The sequence below is a fragment of the Variovorax sp. RCC_210 genome (genome assembly GCF_041355175.1).
In the GTDB taxonomy this organism is placed as follows: domain Bacteria; phylum Pseudomonadota; class Gammaproteobacteria; order Burkholderiales; family Burkholderiaceae_C; genus Variovorax.
Map to the genome: position 1 here is coordinate 218,664 of NZ_JBFUPJ010000003.1, position 15,774 is coordinate 234,437.

Genomic DNA, 15,774 nt, shown 5'->3' on the forward strand with positions numbered 1-15,774 from the left:
GTTACACCGTGCGCGCCTCGAGCGAGCTGAACAGCCCGCCCGGCTTCGCCAGCAGCACCGCGAGCACCAGCACCAGCATCACCGCGTTGTGATAGCCCGGCGACAGCAGCAGCGCGCTGGCCGCCTCGGCCATGCCGATGAGGTAGCCCGCCAGCAGCGCGCCGCGGTTGCTGCCCAGCCCGCCGATGGCCGCGGCCGCGAAGCCCTTCAGCAGCAGCATGGCGCCCAACCCGGTCGATGCGCTCAACACCGGCGCGGCCAGCGCACCGGTGAGCGCGGCAAAGGCGCCGCCGAGCGCGAAAGACCAGCGGCTGATCGCGACCGGGTCGATCCCGCGCAGCAGCGCCGCGTCGCGGTCCTCGGCCACCGCCAGCGTGGCCTTGCCCCACAGGCTGGCGTACAGCAACTCCACCACCGCCACCAGCGCGATGGTCAGCACGATCAGCGCCACCTGGTAGCTGGAGATGTTCACGGCCGACAGCCCCAGCATGTCGTTCGACAGCGGCGCCGGCGCGGGCACCACGATCGGGTCGGCGCCCCAGACCTTGCCGACGATGTTGGTCATGATCATCGCGACGGCCAGCGTGGTGATGATCCAGCCGGTGCCGCTCGCGCTGCGCCGCAGCACGGGCGCCACGGCCACGCGCTCTTCGAGCAATGCCAGCAGCGCCACTGCCGCCGCAGCGGCCGCAAAGGCCGGTACCCACGGCCAGTGCCACTGCGTCATGAGCAGCGCGCTGGCCATGGCGCCCACCATCACCAGGTCGCCCTGCGCGAAGTTGAAGACCTTGGTCGGCCGGTACAGGATGTTGAAGCCCACCGCCACCAGGCAGTAGAGGCTGCCGGCGGTGAGGCCGGAGACGACGACGTCGATCCACATGGCAGGGCGCCCGGGTGCGCCTCAGGCGCGCTCGCGGAACACGCCCATCGAGCGCGCGTCCTTGCCCGAGAGCAGCGTGGCCATCACCATCTGGTCGCCCGTGAGCGCGCAGTGGTTCTCGGGGCTGAAGCTGATGCTGCCGATCATGCCGTCGTAGTTCTTCGTCGCGTCGAAGGCCTTCTTGATGCGCTCGGTGTCGAAGCGCTTCTCGTTGTCCACCACCACCTTCAGCAGGTGCAGGTAGTCGTAGAAAGGGCTGATGGCCGCGTTGATTTCCCAGAACTTCGATTCCGGAAAGGTCACGACCCGCTTCGCGTACGCCACCTGGCGCGCGCCCGGCGCCTCGGTGGCGCTGTAGGTCATGGTCTTGATGAGCGTGCCGTAGGCGTTCTTCAGCACCTCGGGGTCGGTGTTTTCCAGCACCGTGTTGGAGAACAGCGAGTTGCCCCCGAGCAGCGCGGGGTACCACTTCATCGCCTGCAGGCCGGCGGCCGTCAGCAGCATGCCCTGCACCGGCGAGTTCCACAGCACGATGGCATCGGCGCCCGCCGCGCGCAGCTTGTTCAGGTACACCTTCAGGTCGGTCGCGTTGGGCGGGTACACCTCGGTGCCCACGGGCTCCAGCCCGCGCTTCTTCAGCGCGCGCACCGTGGCCGCGCCGCCCGATTCGCCCAGCCCGCTGTTCTCCTGCAGGATGCCGACCTTTTTCAGCTTGAGCTTCTCCACGATGAGCCGCGCGATGGCCTCGCCCTGGTGGCCGGTGTTGTAGGTGAACTGGTAGTGGTAGGGGTACTTCAGGCCGTCGGCCAGTTCCTCGGCCCAGCCGCCGCCGGCGTGGATCACCTTGGCCGCCGTGGTGGTGGTCGCGGCCGCGATGGTGTGCGAGCTGCCCACCGGCCCGAGCAGCGCCTGCGCGCCGCTGTCGATCAGCTTGCGCATCACGGCGGGCTCCTTGGCGGGGGAGCTCTCGTCGTCGGCCTCGACGATCTCCACCTGCCGACCCAGGATGCCGCCTTTGGCGTTGATCTCTTCCACCGCGATCTTCACCGACACGTACAGCGGCGCGAACGACGAGGCGACCAGCCCCGTCATCGCGCGCGCCGAGCCGATCTTGATGGTGTCGCCGCGTTGCGCGAACACGTTCTGCGCGCCCGCCAGCAACGAGGCGCCTGCGAGCAAGACGTTGCGGCGTGAGGGGTGGAGGTTCTGGGTGGTCATGGTCTGCGTCCTCGCGATGGGTGGGTCAGTAGGTGGCGCGGCCGCCGGAAAGGTCGAAGGTGAAACCGGTGGTGAACGAGCAGTCGTCGGACGCCAGCCACGCCGCCATGGCGGCGGCCTCGTCCGAGCGGCCCATGCGCCGCATCGGAATCTTGTCGATCACCGCCTGCATCGCGGCGGGCGCGTTGGCCATGGTGGCCAGCGCCAGCGGCGTTTCGAACAGCGTGGGCGCCAGCGCGTTCACCGTCACGCCGGTGGTGGCCAGCTCCTTGCCGAGGCTCTTGGTGAAGGCGATGACGCCGCCCTTGGCCGCCGAATAGGCGCTTTGCATCGCGTTGCCGTCCTTGCCCGCCATCGACGACACATTGACGATGCGGCCCCAGCCGCGGCTCACCATTCCGGGCACGAAGGCGCGGCAGCCGTAGAACACGCCGTTCAGGTTGATGGCGATGTTCTGGTGCCACGCATCGAGCGACATCTCGGTCATGGGGCACACCTCGAGCGCCACGCCGGCGTTGTTCAGCAGGATGTCGACATGGCCCATGGCGGCCTGCGCCTCGTGCGCCGCCTGCTGCACCGCGTCATGGTCGGCCACGTCGACGGCGCGCCATGTCACCGGGGCGATGGCGGAGAGTTCTTCGGCCGCGGCGGCGAGCTTGGCCGCGTCGCGCCCCCATATTTCCACTTGCGCGCCAGACTGCAGAAAGCGCCTGGCGCACGCCAGCCCGATGCCGCTGCCGCCGCCCGTGACCACGGCGGCGTGGCCGTGCAGATCGATCGAGTTCATGGTGTTGCTTGTCTCCTTGCCTCGGCAGGGCCGGGCTGGTGCCGGTTTCGAGCCGGCCTCGCTCAGCGATTGACGCACCTCGTACCGGTGCGTATCGTACGCAAGCGAATCAAAAACGCGAGCCCTGCGCCGTACGTGCTTTCCCTCGGTTGCAGCGACTGAAACACCTGAGACATCCACCGCATTCATGACCATCCACTCGACCGGCGCCGAACCTGTTCCTGCCACCCTCGGCGTCGTCGGCCCGGGCCTGATGGGCCTGGGCATCTGCCATGCAGCCGCGCTGGCCGGCGTGCATGCGGTGCTCGTCGGGCGCGATGCCGACGCGGCGCTGCGCGGGCGCGAACGTTGGTCGGGCGAGTTGGCGCAGCGCGTTGCGCGCGGCCGGCTCGAAGCGTCGGCAGCCGACCAGTTGCGCGACGCCGTGACAGCCGCTACCGACGACCGCGCGCTTGCCGGCTGCGCGCTGGTGGTGGAGGCGGTGGCCGAAGACCGCGAGGTCAAGCAGGCCGTGCTGCGCCGCATCGAAGCGGCTGTGCCGCGCGGCGCGCTCATCGGCACCAACACCTCGGGGCTGCCGGTGAGCGGGCTGGCCGGGTCGCTGGCGCACCCCGGCCGCTTCATTGGCCTGCACTTCTTCTCGCCGGTCGACCGCATGGCGCTGGTCGAAGTCGTCGTGGGGCGCGAGACCAGCCCCGCCACCACCGAGGCGGCGCTGGCCTGGGTGCGCCGCCTGGGCAAGCAGCCGGTCGTCGTGCGCGACAGCCCGGGCTTCTTCACCTCGCGCGTGTTCGCCGCCTACCTCGACGAGGCCGCGGCCATGGTGGGGGAGGGCGTCGCACCCGAGCGCATCGAAGCCGCCGCCGCGGCAGCCGGCATGCCCATCGGCCCGCTGGCGATGCTCGACGAAACCGGCCTGGCGCTCAACTGGCAGCAGGCAAGGCAGGCGAGAGCCGACGGCCTGGCGGAGCGCTTCTGCCGCCCGTTGGCCTGGCCGGTGCTCGACCGCATGGTCAGCGTGCTGGGCCGGCGCGGGCGGCGCGACGGCGGCGGCTTCTACGACTACCCGGCGGCGCAGTTCCGCAACCTGTGGCCCGGCCTGGCGCAAGCCTTTCCCCAGCGCGCCGAACAACCTGCGCCCGAGCAGGTGCAGCACCGCCTGATGCACGCGCAGGCGCTGGCGGCCGTGGCCTGCCTTGAAGAAGGCATCGTCGCCAGCGCGCAAGACGCCGACCTGGCCTCCGTGCTGGGCCTGGGCTTTCCCAAGGCGCAGGGTGGCGTGCTGGCGCAGGTGGAGCGCCACGGCCTCGCGCGCTTCGTGGCCGAGTGCGACGCGCTGGCCGCGCAGTGCGGGGAGCGCTTTCGCCCGAGCGACTGGCTGCGCGGGCGCAACGCGCTGCGCTAGGGGATTCCCCGGCTTCCGCCTGATAGTACGGTAGCGTAACGTATGCAGGCATATCTGATGCGAGCCAACCCACCGAGGAACCACCATGCAGGGTACCCAACTGCTCAAGCGGGCAGTGCAATGCAGCGCACAGCGCATCGCCACCATCAGCGGCGACCGCCAGCGAACCTGGAAGGAGGTGGGCGAGCGCGTGCCGCGCATGGCGGCCGCGCTGCGCTCGCTGGGCGTGCGCGACGGCGCCTTCGTCGCCATCCTCGCGATGAACTCCGACCGCTACCTGGAGCTGTTCTTCTCCGTGCCCTGGGCCGGCGGCGCGCTGGCGCCGCTGAACATCCGCTGGTCGGCGGTGGAAAACGTCTACGCGCTCACCGACTCCAATGCCGAGGTGCTGTTCGTGGACGACAGCTTTCTCGACCAGATGGAGTTCCTGCGCGCCGAGCGCCCCAGCATCCGCCATGTGATCTACATGGGCGACGGCCCCACGCCGGCCGGCATGCAGGCCTATGAAGCGCTGGTGGCGCAGCACGCGCCCATGCCCGATGCCGACCGCAAGGAAGACGACCTGTACGTCATCTTCTACACAGGCGGCACCACGGCCCACCCCAAGGGCGTTGCCATGTCCCACCGCGGCGTGTACCTGGCCACCTGCTGCTACCTGGCGCTGCTGCCCAGCGTGGAGGACCTTACGTTTCTCTACGTGGCCGGCTACTTTCACTTCGCGGGTGCGAGCGCGCTCTGGTACATCACGCTGGCGGCGGGCACGCACGCCATTCTTCCCAAGTTCGAGGCGCTGCCGGTCATGAAGGCCATCGGCCAGCACCGCGTGACCAACGCCGTGCTGGTGCCCACCATGGTCAACATGCTGCTGAGCCACCCCGACTTCAAGCAGTACGACCTGACCAGCCTGAAGACCTGCATCTACGGCGGCTCGCCCATGCCCGAAGGGCTGATGCTGCGTGCCATGGAGATGGTGCCGAGCTGGGGCTTCTACCAGATCTACGGCATGACCGAGACCGGCGGCTTCGCCACCATGCTGCGCTGGCGCGACCACATCGTTTCGGGCGAGAAGGCCTCGCGCCTGCGCTCGGCCGGCCAGGCCGGCTTCGGCAACGAGGTGCGCGTGGTGCGCATCGAGGGCGACGACGCCGACGTGGGCGAAATCGGCGAGATCATCGTGCGCAGCGACTTCCTCATGATGGGCTACCTGAACAACCCCGAGGCCACCGCCGCCTGCCTGCGCGACGGCTGGATGCACACCGGCGACGCTGGCTACCTGGACGCCGACGGGTTCCTGTACGTGGCCGACCGCGTGAAGGACATGATCGTCAGCGGCGGCGAAAACGTGTACTCCATCGAGCCCGAGCGCGCGCTCTTCCTGCACCCCGCCGTGCGCGAGGCCGCCGTCATCGGCATTCCCAGCGAGCAGTGGGGCGAGTCGGTGCACGCGGTGGTGGTGCTGAAAGACGGTGCCAGCGCCACGGACGAAGAACTCATCGCGCATTGCCGCACCCTCATCGGTGGCTACAAGTGCCCCCGCAGCATCGAGTTCCGCGCCGATCCGCTGCCCGTCACGCCCGTGGGCAAGGTGCGCAAGAACGTGCTGCGCGACCCGTACTGGGTCGGCCATGCACGAAAGATCTGAAACGAAGGATCTGAAACTAAACCGAGCGATCTGCGAATGAGCGGCACAGCATCTGTGAATACAGGTCACTCTGCAGTTAGTACGGTAGCGAATAGTATTTGATGCGCGCGGGCAGCCAGCAGCACCCACTCGCACACGGCCCTCTACAACCAACACGAGACAACCCGATGGTTCTGAACGACGACCAGAGAGCGCTGCAGGAATCCGCGCGCCGCTTCGCCCGCGAGCGCCTGCTGCCCGACTACCAGAAGCGCGAGAAGCTCGGCGTGCTCGACCGCAAGCTGCTCGCCGAAATGGGCAGCCTCGGCCTCATCGGAGTCGACCTGCCCGAGCGCCTGGGCGGCCTGGGCGCCGACGCAGTCACCACCGGCATCATTGCCGAGGAGCTGGCCTATGGCGACTTCAACATCAGCGCCGTGCCGGTGGGCGTGTCGTTGAACGCGGCCATCCTCATTCGCCATGCGCAGCCCGAGGTGGTCGAAGAGTGGGTGCCGCGCATGATCCGCGGCGAGGCCGTGGTCGCCATCTGCCTGACCGAGCCGCGCGGCGGCTCCGACGCCAGCAACCTGCAGCTGAAGGCGCGCCGCGACGGAAACCACTACATCGTGAACGGCGAGAAGACATCGATCACCTTTGCCGACCGCGCCGACGCCTACCTCATCTTCGCGCGCACCGGCCGGCCCGAAGACGGCGCCAAGGGCGTGTCGGCCTTCTTCATTCCCGCGGACACGCCCGGCATCCAGCGCACGCACTTCGACGACGTGGGCAGCGCCATCATCGGGCGCGGCTCGGTCTTTTTCGATGACGTGAAGGTGCCCGCCAGCCACCGGCTGGGCGACGAGGGCAAGGGCTTCACGCAGGTGATGCAGGGCTTCGACTACAGCCGCGCGCTCATCGCGCTGCAGTGCTGCGGCGCCGCGCAGGCCTCGCTCGACGAGGCCTGGGCCTATGCCAAGGAACGCGAAGCCTTCGGCCGCCCCATCGGCCAGTTCCAGGGCGTGAGCTTTCCGCTGGCGGAGGGCGAATCGCACATTGCCGCGGTGCGCCAGCTGTCGTTCCACGCACTGGCGCTGCGCGACGCGGGCGAGCCGCACACCACCGAGGCCGCGATGGTCAAGTGGATGGGCCCCAAGACCGCGTTCGACGTGATTCACCAGTGCCTGCTCACCTTCGGCCACTACGGCTGGTCGAAAGACCTGCCGCACCAGCAGCGCATGCGCGACGTGATGGGGCTGGAAATTGGCGACGGCACCGCCGGCATCATGAAGCTGGTCATCGCGCGGCAACGCATCGGCCGCGTGGCGGTGCAGTACCTCGACGCGCGCTGACGCCCGGGCCACACCATGAAGATCGTGCTCGTGCGCCACGGCCGCCCCGACGAAGACGCGGCAGAGCGCCCGCACGACCCGCCGCTGCGCGCCGACGGCCACGCACAGGCCGAGGCCGTGGCGGCGCGGCTCGCGCAAGAAGGCATCACCCGCATCGTGAGCAGCCCCATGGCGCGCGCCGCGCAAACCGCGCAGCCGCTGGCGCGCGCGCTCGGCCTGCCGGTGGAAACCATCGAGGGCTGGGCCGAGGCCGATCGCCACGTGGCGCGCTACCGCTCCACCGAAACCCTGCGCGCGCTCGGCGAGAGCGAGTGGCGCCGCTTTCTGGACGACCCCATCGCCTACTTCGGCGGCGACGGCGCCAGCTTTCGCAACGACGTGCTGGGCGCGCTCGCCGCCACCGTCGAGGCCGGGCCGGCCGATGCGCACGTGGCCGTGTTCACCCATGGCCTGCCCATCAACGTGGTGCTGTCGCATGCGCTGGGGCTGGAGCGCATCGTGCACTTCGCGCCCGGCTATGCGTCGATGACGCGGCTTCGCTTGCTGAACACCGGGGCCGGCCAGGGTGCCGGGCTGGACGCCATCGGCGTGGCCAGCGTCAACGAACGGGGCCACCTGCCGCCCAACGCTCTCCACTGAGATCCATCGAGAACCACCGAGAACCACCGAGACTGCATGACCACGCTGATAGACGACGCAACCCTGGCGCCCAAGATCGCCGACTACCTGGCCACGCAACTCGGCCACGCCGTGACCGTGGGCGCCGTGCGTCGCTTTCCGGTCGGCTTCTCTTGGCTGACCTATGCGGTGCCCGTGACCGGCATCGATGGAGGCAAGACGACGCAAGAGCTCATCCTGCGCCTGGGCCCCGACTACGGCCTGTTCGCCCCCTACAGCGCCGGCCCGCAGGTGCTGTCGATGCAGTCGCTCGAAGGCAGCGCCGTGCCCGTGCCGCGCGCGTACTGGAGCAGCGACGACCCCTCGATACTCGGCGCGCCCTTCATGTTCTGCGAGAAGGTGTCGGGCGATGCGGTCGTGCCCTGGGTGTCGGCCAACGAGCCGGGGTTGGAAGAGGGCTACCGCAAGCGGCTGGCCGAGCAGTTCATCGACGCGCTGGCCGCGCTGCACTGCGTGCCGTGGCAGAGCAAGCCCGTGGCCGCCATGGCGCACGGCATTACCGCGGACAACGCCGCGCTGCTCAACGTGCAGCACTGGGAGTCGCAGATTGCCCGCTGGGCCATGCGCCCCTACCCGCAGGCCGAGTGGGGCCTGCGCTGGCTGAAGGCGCATTGCCCGGTGGCGCCGCGCGTGGCCATCGTGCATGGCGACTACCGCACCGGCAACTTCCTGGAGCAGGGCGGGCGTATTACCGCCATCCTCGACTGGGAGCTGGTGCACCTGGGCGACCCGCACGAAGACCTGGGCTGGGCCAGCCTGCCCATGTACATGGGCGGCAGCAAGCTCATCTGCAGGCTCGCCGAGCCCGAGTGGTTCTATGCGCGCTATGCCGAGAAGGCCGGCTTCGAGGTGTCGATGCGCTCGGTGCGCTACTACCAGGCCTTGTCTTTGCTGAAGCTCGCGGCCACGCACATGGCGGCTGCGCGCTGCTTCGAGGAAGGGCGCTTCAACGACATGCGCATGCCGGCCATGGGCAGCCAGATTGCCACCTGCTTGCGCCAGATGGAAAAAACGATCGAGGCCGCAGCATGAACAACTCCTTCGCCCGCCTGATCGACGGCATGAACGCCACCCTGCGCAGCGAGGTGCTCAGCCGCCTCGACGACGAGTTTGCGCGCGGCCAGGTGTTCGGCGTCATCAACCTGCTGAACACCTTCAAGGTGCGCGCCGACTGGTCGGCCGGCTTCCTGCTGGAGCAGCTCGCCGTGCAGCGCACCGCGCTCGACGGCGTGGCCGCGCTGATGCAGGGCCGGCCCGAAGCCGCCACGCTGCCCGCGCTGCCACCGCCCGGCGTGCCTGCCTCGGTGCCGATTGCCGAGCTGCTCGCGCAGCGCGACAGCGCCAACCGTGCCATCGGCGAGCTGCTCGGCTGGCTCGACGCACAGCGTGCCCAAGGCAGCCAGTTGCCCCCGCAGGTGGCCACCGACATCGAACAACTGCTGCGCACCGCCATGCGCAGCGAGCTTGCCATCGAGCTGAAGAACTCGCCGCGCCCGCTGTTTGCGGAAATGTCCAGCGGTTCCGAAGACTGACCCGCGCACCCACCACCCGCGCACCCACCACCCGTGCACCCACCACCCATGCACCCACCACCGAGCCGGCCTGTCAGTGCCGGCGTGGCCCCAGGAGACAAACCGATGATTCGCTTTTCAAGAAGACTGGTGTCGCAAGCGGCCGCGGCCGCCGTGCTGGCACTCACCATGCCGCTGGCCATGCAGGCACAGGCGCAAGCACAGACGGCCACGGGCCCCATCAAGATCGGCGTGCTCACCATCGACGCCGGCCCCTTCGCCACCTATGCCAGCCTGGTCGAGGACTCTTCGCGCGCCGCGGTGGACATGCTCAACGCCGAAGGCGGCGCGCTGGGCCGCAAGTTCGAGGTGGTGGTGCAGTCGCATGCCGGCACGCCATCGAGTGCCATCGCCGCCGTCAACCGGCTTGTGCAGCAGGGCGGCGTGAGCTTTGTGACGGGGCAAACGCCCACCTCGCATTCGCTCGCCATCTCGCCCAAGCTGGCCGCCCTGAACGCGCTGATGATCGACGTGTATTCGCAGGGCGACGACCTCATGACCAAGGCCTGCCAGCCCAACTTCTTTCGCGTGACCACGCCCGACAGCGTGTACGCCGCCATGCTGCGCGAGTTCGTGAAGAAGTCGGGCGCCAAGACCTGGAACCTCATTTCGCCCGACTACGCCGTGGGCCACACCTTTGCCGCCAAGTTCAGCGACATCGTCAAGGAGCAGGGCGGCACCGTGCAGATGAGCCTCTTTGCCGCGCAGGGCACCAACGACTTCGGCAGCTACATCACGCAGCTGGCCAAGCCGGCCGATGCGCTCATGGTTACGCTGTACATGTCCGACGGCAACTCCTTCGCCAAGCAGCAAAAGCAGTTTGGCCTGTTCGACAAGTACAAGACCGTGCTGGGCAACGGCTTTGCCACCGAGTTCCAGCTGGCCGCGCAGGGCGACTCCGTGCTCGGCGTGCTCAACGGGCTGAGCTACCACAACACCATGCCGGGCGAGCGCAACGCGGCCTTCGTCAAGGCTTACGAGGCGCGCTTCAAGCGCAAGCCCATCTACACCGATGCCGACATGATGGTCGCGCTGGAAATGCTGCGCGCCGCCATCGTCAAGGCCAAGTCGACCGACGTGCCCGCCGTGCGCACCGCGCTCGCGGGCCTGAAGGCGCCCACCGTGTTCGGCGAGGTCGAGATGCGCGCGGCCGACCACACGCTGATCCGGCAGCTGGGCGTGGCCGAGGTCGTGCGCACGCCCGACGGCAAGGCCACCACCTTCGCGATGCGCTCCGTCGAACCGGGCTCGGCCCTCTTTCCGCCGCCGAGCCCTGAGTGCAAGATGCAATGAGCACGACAGGCCGACAGGCATCCCCACCCGCATGAGCACCCGAATGAGCACCGGCATGTCCACCAGCTACCGCACCATCGAAGTCCACCGCCACCCCGACGGCTTTGCCACCCTCGTGCTCAACCGGCCCGAGCAGCGCAACACGCTGTCGAACGAACTGCGCGGCGAAATGGTCGCGGCCGTGGCCGCGCTGGAGGCCGACCCCGGCGTGCGCGTGCTCGTCCTCACCGGCGCGGGCCGCGCCTTCTGCGCCGGCATGGACCTGGACGAATGGCGTACCTCCGACAAGCTGGCTGCCGGAGCGTACGAGAACGATCCCGTGCAGGCGCTGGGCAGCTTCTCGGGCCCGGTCATCGGCGCCATCAACGGCATGGCCGTCACTGGCGGGGTGGAGGTTGCGCTGGCCTGCGACCTGCTGGTCGCTTCCACCGAAGCAAGGTTCGCCGACACGCACGCCCACGTCGGCCTGCTGCCAGGCTGGGGCGGCTCGGTGCGCATGGTGCGGCGCATTGGCCTGGCGCGCGCGAAAGAGCTGGCGCTCACCGGCCGCTTCCTGGGCGCGGAAGAGGCGCTGGCCTGGGGCTTCGTCAACCACGTGGTGCCGCCGGAGCAGCTCATGGCCAAGGCCGAGTCCATCGCGCGGCAGATGGCGGCGGCGGTGCCCGAAACCCTGGTTGCCTACAAGCGCGTGCTCGACGAAGGCGCCGCATTGCCCTTTGCGCAGGCGCTGGCCCTGGAGCGGCAGGCATCGCTGGAGAACAACGCCCGCGTCAGCGGCGAGACCATCGACGCGCACGTGGCGGCGATGGTGGCGCGGCGCAAGAAAGACGCGCCGCGCTGAATCCGCAGGGCTCAGTCAAACAGTCAAATCGGCGGATGCGCCTGCACCGCCTCGTACGCCGCAAAGCCCTTGCCCACGCCGTACTCGATGATTCCGTAGCCCACCTCGTCCCCGTCGCGCACCTCGATCACCTGGTCGGCCAGCGTGCGCACGCGCTGGCGCGTGGTCGGGTCTTGCAGGTTCCACGCGTCGTGCTCGAAGTACAGCTTGCCGCGGTCGTCGCCGTGAAACCAGCCGTCGAGCCCGCCATAGAGCCCGCCCTTCAGGAAGTACTTGGTCGGCAGCACCCGCACCTGCACCGGCCGTTCGCTGCCGTCCGCGAACTTCAGCTGCAGTTCCATCGACGCCATCGACTGGCCGTGCGGGTCGTCGTGCCACTGCGCGTTGTGCGTCACGTCGACCAGCTGGTTGCGCCCCGACACCTTGCTGCCGGCCGTGAACACCTCTTCGCCCGACAGGTAGATCTTTTCGCCCGGCGCGCGCTCCTTGAAGAAGATGTGCAGCCCGCGGTTGGCGAACTGCGCCGTCGTCCAGCAGTAGAAAAAGGGCGGGTAGAAGGTGAGCGGCGGCGTGGTCTCGTCGGTGCGCATTTCGGCGCGCACGCCCCACGAGTGGTCGCGCTGGCCCATCCAGTGGCTGCTGTCGATGTCGATGCGGCGCCCGTCGAACTCCAGCCAGCCGCTGTAGCGGCCCAGCTGCTGGCCGCGCGCCATGTTCTCCGTCACGCGGCCGTCGCGGCGGCGCAGGTGGGCCTTTTCTTCATGCGCGTTCATGCTCGCGATGAACTCGATGTCGAAGCGAATGCCCGAGTCGTTGTCGCCCAGCACCAGCCGGTGGCGGCGCAGGCCTTCGAGCACCTGGATCGACAGCGGCCCCACCGTGGTCGTCAGCGGGTCGGGCCGCAGCCTGCGCGACGCCCGAAAGTTCCATTGCCGCCCCGGCACCGCCACCCCCGCAAACGCGTCCATCACGTTGCGGTTGGGGTGGTAGCCCAGGCCGATGTCGAAAATGATGTCGCCCGCCGGCGTTGGGTGGCCCGTGTACCAGAGCCGCTCCATCCAGGCCGGATCGCTGTTGTCGATCTGGTCGAACGTGGTGGGAAGCTGGTGGCCGATGAGGTCGTCTTGAGGGGTCAGCATGAGGGTCCGCGAGGGCCTGGGTAGGTTGGCGAATTCTAATACGGTAGCGTATCATCTGCTACAGAACAGTAGCCGGGTTTGCCCGCACGCTGCACCGTAAGAAGGCCTGTGCATCCAGCCCATGTGCCCACCACCAGGAGACAACTTTTCATGACATCGACCGATTCCATCCGCGTCGAATGGCAGGACGGACTGGCCATTCTTTCGCTCGCCCAACCCGCGCGAGGCAACCCGTTCGACGGCACCTTCGCGCGCGACTTTCTGCAGGTGGCGTCAGACCTGCTCAACGCGCCGCAACTGCGCGCCGTGCTGCTGCGCGCAGAGGGCGCCAACTTCAGCTTTGGCGGCGACCTGAAGGTGTTCTACCCCGCGCGCGACCGCCTCGCGCCGCTGGTGCGCGAATGGACGGCCGACCTGCACATGGGCCTGCAGCGCTTCTGGCGCATGCCCGTGCCCGTGGTAACCGCCGTGCAGGGCTTTGCCATGGGCGGCGGCGTGGCGCTGCTCGCGGGGTGCGACGTGGTGATGGCGGGCGCGCAGACGCGCATCGGCTCCGCCTTCGCGCAGCTGGGCTTCAGTTGCGATTCGGGCTCCACCGTCACGTTGAGTTCGCGCATGGGCGTGGCGCGTGCGCGGCGCTTCGTGCTGCTGGCCGAAGTGTTGGCCGCCGAAGAGGCGCAGCGCGCCGGGCTGGTCGACCTCATCGTGCCCGACGAGCAACTGCAGGACGAGGCGCTCAAGCTCGCCCGCCGCCTGGCCGCCGGCCCCACCATCGCGTTCGGTGAAACCAAGCGGCTCTTCATGAAGGCCGGCGCCGCGCAGCTCGAAGCCCAGCTCGAAGACGAGGCGCTCACCCTGGCGCGCGTGTCTGCCACGCACGACGCGCAAGAGGGCATCGCCGCCATGGTGGAGAAGCGCAAGCCCGCCTTCCTGGGGCGCTGAGCGATGGCAGCGGACACCTTGCTGCCCTGGAACGGCCACGACCTCGAGGCGCTGCTGCGGCTGCAGCCCGTGGGCCCTTCCACCTTTCGCACCCGCCACGCCAGCCCCAACGTGCGCGGCACCGTGTACGGCGGCCAGCTGCTGGCCAATGCGCAGATGGCCGCGTCGCTCACCGTGCCCGAGGGGCGCGACGCCACCGCGTTGCAGTTCATGTTCCTGCAAAGCGCCGACCCCGCGCGCGTCGTCGAGTTGGAAGTGAGCGTGCTGCAAGACGGCAAGCGCTTTGCGTCGCGCCACGTGCGCGGCACCCAGCCCGCCACGCCCGACGCACCGCGCCGCGTGGTGCTCGATGCGCAAGTCACCTTTGCCACCCCGCTGCCCGGGCCCGAGCACGCGACGCCGATGCGCGCCAAGGGCATCGACCCCGCCACGCTGCCGCGCATGGAAGACATGCCCGCCGACGTGGCCGGCGCCGTGTGGCGCACGCTGGGCTACCCGCTGGATTCGACCGCGCTGGACTTGCGCGTGGGCGACGCCACACAGGGGTTGGGCCTGAACTCGCCCACCGCCGCGCTGAGCTTCTGGCTGCGCACGCGCGAGCCGCTGCCTGACGACGCCGCACTGCACGCGGCCGCGTTCGCCTACCTGACGGACTGGTGGCTCAACTTTGCCGCCGTGGGCATTCACGTGCCGCAGCTGGACCGCGATGGGGAGCGGCTGCATGTGGCGAGCCTGAACCACGCCATCTGGTTCCATCGGCCGGTGCGGGCGGATGGGTGGCTTTGCTTCGAGGTGCAGAGCCCTTGTGCGGGGAGGGGGAGGGGGCTATCCGTGGCCGCGGTTTATGACGTGGACGGGGTATTGGTGGCTAGTGCTACTCAGGAGAGTTTGAGTACGCCTGGCTCAATTTGAAAGAGATAAAAAGGCTAGGCTGATGGGTTGATGCTGTTCTTATCAAGACGATACTGGTCTTGTTGAAATGACCGTCCAAATAATTATCTTAATTAAGAAGAGTAGTCTGTTAATCGATATTTGTTTGTGGGGCTAGCGGCTGTATTTGTATTGGGGCGATATAGAGCGGGGAGTCCGATTTGTAAGGAACTTTTCCCGACGGGACATGTTTGGCCGCCGCATCAAGATGCAGGTCTTGGTCGTCAAAGAAAATATGAGCGCGAAAAGCTTTTAGAACCTTGGCCTTGTCAACGCCGCCTAGAAAAAATATTTCGTTCACATACACCCCCCAAGTTCTAAGTGTTTTTATCACTCTCATTTCGGCAGGTGTATTTCGCGCCGTCACGATCGCGATGCGAACAGGTGAAAATTCAAATCCGAACGGAAGCCGCTTCTGAAGCCGAGAAATTTTTTCAAGGAGTGTGGCGTATGGTCCGTTAGGCATTGGAACATCTTGCTTACGATCTTCATTCAAGTGAAATCCTGCCAGCCCTTTACTTTTAAAAACGATTTCGCTGCTGTCATCAAAAAGTACCGCGTCTCCGTCGAACGCAATTCTTACTTGGTCCTCGGGTGGTGCGGGCCGATCGCTTGGTGGAGCTTTGAGAATAGCTGCCGCGCACGTACCTCCATCAATAACTCGCTGAGCATCCTCGACATTTGTTGTGAGAAAGAGGTCAACATCAAATGCATCTAGATAGTCGACAACTGATTCCCCTCCTGTGAAAGCATGCCTTGTGATCGGCAATGCTCGGGATCGAATGTTGTTGAAAACGCGAACGCCAGTTTCCGGGCTGTTTCTCGACATTACTACCACCTCCACTAGTGGCTTCGAATTCTCATCTGTCTTATATTTATTCAAAGCCAGTAGCGCTTTGACCAAGGGCATGCCAGTGCCATCCTCTAACTTTTCATCTTCTCGCTGTAACATATAAGCTCGATATTCAGAGACAGCAGTCTCTTTGTCAGCATGAGTCTCAGATTTGAACAATGCATCGGCTTCTTTGAGATCGAAAAGTGCAGTTGCAGAAATACCCACAACTAGAGTTTCTGAAAGATCGAGTGGCATACGAGCTGTAGAATTTAAAAAAAGTTCGAT

General features: G+C 67.2%; 15 protein-coding genes. 10 read left to right on the top strand and 5 right to left on the bottom strand.

Annotation, left to right across the window (positions count from 1 at the left end; all coding sequences use genetic code 11):
* Window position 1: 1 nt before the first annotated feature.
* The 3 genes from AB6807_RS13070 to AB6807_RS13080 are packed head-to-tail and all read right to left on the bottom strand — an operon-like array spanning window position 2 to window position 2,885.
* Window positions 2-880, bottom strand: coding sequence for a branched-chain amino acid ABC transporter permease (locus AB6807_RS13070; RefSeq protein ID WP_371084893.1), 879 nt, complete (start codon window positions 878-880; stop codon window positions 2-4).
* Window positions 881-901: 21 nt separating this feature from the next.
* Complete coding sequence (locus AB6807_RS13075) at window positions 902-2,098, bottom strand: ABC transporter substrate-binding protein (RefSeq protein WP_371084894.1); 1,197 nt, start codon at window positions 2,096-2,098, stop codon at window positions 902-904.
* 25 nt (window positions 2,099-2,123) lie between these two features.
* Window positions 2,124-2,885, bottom strand: a complete 762-nt coding sequence (locus AB6807_RS13080) for an SDR family NAD(P)-dependent oxidoreductase (protein WP_371084895.1) — start codon at window positions 2,883-2,885, stop codon at window positions 2,124-2,126.
* Between the two features lie 187 nt (window positions 2,886-3,072).
* Between AB6807_RS13080 and AB6807_RS13085 the strand changes: the two genes are divergently transcribed.
* The 8 genes from AB6807_RS13085 (at window position 3,073) to AB6807_RS13120 (ending at window position 11,643) form a co-directional block, all read left to right on the top strand.
* A complete protein-coding gene (locus AB6807_RS13085) occupies window positions 3,073-4,290 on the top strand; it encodes a 3-hydroxyacyl-CoA dehydrogenase family protein (protein ID WP_371084896.1) in 1,218 nt (405 codons plus the stop codon).
* Between the two features lie 85 nt (window positions 4,291-4,375).
* Entirely contained in the window at window positions 4,376-5,932 is a 1,557-nt protein-coding gene (locus AB6807_RS13090) for a long-chain-fatty-acid--CoA ligase (protein WP_371084897.1), read from the top strand.
* A gap of 167 nt (window positions 5,933-6,099) precedes the next feature.
* Window positions 6,100-7,260: an acyl-CoA dehydrogenase family protein gene (locus AB6807_RS13095; protein WP_295173538.1), complete on the top strand. Its 1,161-nt coding sequence runs from the start codon at window positions 6,100-6,102 to the stop codon at window positions 7,258-7,260.
* 15 nt (window positions 7,261-7,275) lie between these two features.
* Window positions 7,276-7,899, top strand: a complete 624-nt coding sequence (locus AB6807_RS13100; protein WP_371084898.1) for a histidine phosphatase family protein — start codon at window positions 7,276-7,278, stop codon at window positions 7,897-7,899.
* Window positions 7,900-7,935: 36 nt separating this feature from the next.
* Complete coding sequence (locus AB6807_RS13105; protein ID WP_371084899.1) at window positions 7,936-8,970, top strand: phosphotransferase family protein; 1,035 nt, start codon at window positions 7,936-7,938, stop codon at window positions 8,968-8,970.
* Window positions 8,967-9,470 (top strand): hypothetical protein, encoded by a 504-nt coding sequence (locus tag AB6807_RS13110; protein ID WP_371084900.1) that lies wholly within the window; start codon window positions 8,967-8,969, stop codon window positions 9,468-9,470. The genes AB6807_RS13105 and AB6807_RS13110 overlap by 4 nt, the downstream gene beginning before the upstream one ends.
* A 105-nt stretch (window positions 9,471-9,575) precedes the next feature.
* Window positions 9,576-10,802, top strand: a complete 1,227-nt coding sequence (locus AB6807_RS13115; RefSeq protein ID WP_371084901.1) for an ABC transporter substrate-binding protein — start codon at window positions 9,576-9,578, stop codon at window positions 10,800-10,802.
* A gap of 31 nt (window positions 10,803-10,833) precedes the next feature.
* Window positions 10,834-11,643 (top strand): enoyl-CoA hydratase, encoded by an 810-nt coding sequence (locus AB6807_RS13120; RefSeq protein WP_371084902.1) that lies wholly within the window; start codon window positions 10,834-10,836, stop codon window positions 11,641-11,643.
* Between the two features lie 23 nt (window positions 11,644-11,666).
* Here the strand turns inward: AB6807_RS13120 and AB6807_RS13125 are convergent, their stop codons facing one another.
* Window positions 11,667-12,782, bottom strand: coding sequence for a hypothetical protein (locus tag AB6807_RS13125; protein ID WP_371084903.1), 1,116 nt, complete (start codon window positions 12,780-12,782; stop codon window positions 11,667-11,669).
* A gap of 150 nt (window positions 12,783-12,932) precedes the next feature.
* Between AB6807_RS13125 and AB6807_RS13130 the strand changes: the two genes are divergently transcribed.
* Both AB6807_RS13130 and AB6807_RS13135 read left to right on the top strand, forming a co-directional pair.
* Window positions 12,933-13,724, top strand: coding sequence for an enoyl-CoA hydratase/isomerase family protein (locus tag AB6807_RS13130; protein WP_295173550.1), 792 nt, complete (start codon window positions 12,933-12,935; stop codon window positions 13,722-13,724).
* 3 nt (window positions 13,725-13,727) lie between these two features.
* On the top strand, window positions 13,728-14,636 hold the full coding sequence (locus AB6807_RS13135; protein ID WP_371084904.1) for an acyl-CoA thioesterase: 909 nt from the start codon (window positions 13,728-13,730) through the stop codon (window positions 14,634-14,636).
* A 109-nt stretch (window positions 14,637-14,745) separates the two neighbouring features.
* On the opposite strand, the gene AB6807_RS13140 is transcribed toward AB6807_RS13135, so the two are convergent.
* On the bottom strand, window positions 14,746-15,744 hold the full coding sequence (locus AB6807_RS13140; protein ID WP_371084905.1) for a 5'-nucleotidase: 999 nt from the start codon (window positions 15,742-15,744) through the stop codon (window positions 14,746-14,748).
* Between the last annotated feature and the right edge of the window lie 30 nt (window positions 15,745-15,774).

What these genes read in the sequence shown, in the direction of transcription:
- AB6807_RS13070 (WP_371084893.1), bottom strand. Translation starts at nt 880, where the DNA reads ATGTGGATCGACGTCGTCGTCTCCGGCCTCACCGCCGGCAGCCTCTAC.
- AB6807_RS13115 (WP_371084901.1), top strand. Translation starts at nt 9,576, where the DNA reads ATGATTCGCTTTTCAAGAAGACTGGTGTCGCAAGCGGCCGCGGCCGCC.
- AB6807_RS13085 (WP_371084896.1), top strand. Translation starts at nt 3,073, where the DNA reads ATGACCATCCACTCGACCGGCGCCGAACCTGTTCCTGCCACCCTCGGC.
- AB6807_RS13120 (WP_371084902.1), top strand. Translation starts at nt 10,834, where the DNA reads ATGAGCACCCGAATGAGCACCGGCATGTCCACCAGCTACCGCACCATC.
- AB6807_RS13090 (WP_371084897.1), top strand. Translation starts at nt 4,376, where the DNA reads ATGCAGGGTACCCAACTGCTCAAGCGGGCAGTGCAATGCAGCGCACAG.
- AB6807_RS13135 (WP_371084904.1), top strand. Translation starts at nt 13,728, where the DNA reads ATGGCAGCGGACACCTTGCTGCCCTGGAACGGCCACGACCTCGAGGCG.
- AB6807_RS13080 (WP_371084895.1), bottom strand. Translation starts at nt 2,885, where the DNA reads ATGAACTCGATCGATCTGCACGGCCACGCCGCCGTGGTCACGGGCGGC.
- AB6807_RS13110 (WP_371084900.1), top strand. Translation starts at nt 8,967, where the DNA reads ATGAACAACTCCTTCGCCCGCCTGATCGACGGCATGAACGCCACCCTG.
- AB6807_RS13105 (WP_371084899.1), top strand. Translation starts at nt 7,936, where the DNA reads ATGACCACGCTGATAGACGACGCAACCCTGGCGCCCAAGATCGCCGAC.
- AB6807_RS13130 (WP_295173550.1), top strand. Translation starts at nt 12,933, where the DNA reads ATGACATCGACCGATTCCATCCGCGTCGAATGGCAGGACGGACTGGCC.
- AB6807_RS13075 (WP_371084894.1), bottom strand. Translation starts at nt 2,098, where the DNA reads ATGACCACCCAGAACCTCCACCCCTCACGCCGCAACGTCTTGCTCGCA.
- AB6807_RS13125 (WP_371084903.1), bottom strand. Translation starts at nt 12,782, where the DNA reads ATGCTGACCCCTCAAGACGACCTCATCGGCCACCAGCTTCCCACCACG.
- AB6807_RS13140 (WP_371084905.1), bottom strand. Translation starts at nt 15,744, where the DNA reads ATGCCACTCGATCTTTCAGAAACTCTAGTTGTGGGTATTTCTGCAACT.
- AB6807_RS13100 (WP_371084898.1), top strand. Translation starts at nt 7,276, where the DNA reads ATGAAGATCGTGCTCGTGCGCCACGGCCGCCCCGACGAAGACGCGGCA.
- AB6807_RS13095 (WP_295173538.1), top strand. Translation starts at nt 6,100, where the DNA reads ATGGTTCTGAACGACGACCAGAGAGCGCTGCAGGAATCCGCGCGCCGC.